Below are 899 nucleotides of genomic sequence, written 5' to 3'. Positions count from 1 at the left end.
GGTTCAGCGCATGCGCGGTGGCCTTGACCTCGGCCGAACCCACTTCCGGCACCGCCGCCAGCACGCCGTCCGATCCGATCTTGGAGACGGCGGCCTCCAGCATTTCGAGCGGTCGGATCAGCACCGAGGTGAAATAGACCGATACCGCCGTGGCGCCGGCGACGATCAGCGAGATCCAGCCGGCCAGAACCAGCCATTCTCGCCGCGGCGGCTTGAGGTGCGGCACCTCAATGATCGCCCATCGGCTGTCGGGCAGGTGCATCGATGCGATCTGGCCGGGTTCGTCCGGCTTCTCGTTGACGACCGCGGGAAAGTCGAGGCCACGCCGGTGCAGGATGTCGTTGAGCATCGCCGTTTCCGCACGAGCCACCTTGCCGCCCGCTGGATGGTCGGCGAATTGAACCCGCAGGACGTCGGGGATCGGCCCCGGCAAGAGCCGCACCACCATTTCCATCTGTTGGGCAATCCAGGGCACGGTCAGTTCCGGCGGCGGTCCGCCACCGCGCACGCTGATGACGGCGGCCGTCGCCAGGCCGACGACGCCGACGATCGAGGCGACCAACAGCAGGATGAGACGGCGGCGCAGCGAATTCACGCGTGGCTCTCCACGGTCTCGACACGCGCCGTGAGCTGGTAGCCGCCATTGCGCACGGTCTTGAACAGCGGCCCGTCGCCGGTGTCGGAAAATTTCCGGCGCAGCCGGCTCACCAGCACATCGACCGAGCGTTCGAGCGGATCGCGTTCGCGGCCCTGCGTCAGGTCGAGAAGCTGGTCGCGCGACAAAAGCCGGCCGGGACGGTCGAGAAACACCTGCAAAAGATCGAACTCGGCGCCGGTGAGGTCGACGGCCACGCCTCGCGCATCCGTCACCTTGCGGGTCTCCGGTTCCAGCCTGTAGC

At 67.4% G+C, this 899-nt stretch carries 1 protein-coding gene and 1 pseudogene; both read right to left on the bottom strand.

Annotated elements, in window-relative coordinates; genetic code table 11:
* Positions 1-595, bottom strand: a pseudogene (locus EN991_RS37980) (two-component sensor histidine kinase); the annotation flags it as partial.
* On the bottom strand, positions 592-899 hold a 308-nt coding region (locus tag EN991_RS37975; RefSeq protein WP_164769744.1), incomplete at its 5' end, for a winged helix-turn-helix domain-containing protein. The gene EN991_RS37975 and the pseudogene EN991_RS37980, both read right to left, overlap by 4 nt.

The sequence above is a fragment of the Mesorhizobium sp. M7A.F.Ca.US.005.03.2.1 genome (genome assembly GCF_003997795.1).
Taxonomy (GTDB): Bacteria; Pseudomonadota; Alphaproteobacteria; order Rhizobiales; family Rhizobiaceae; genus Mesorhizobium; species Mesorhizobium ciceri.
The sequence above is the reverse complement of the archived record's forward strand: the minus strand, read 5'-3'. Positions and strand labels throughout refer to the sequence as shown.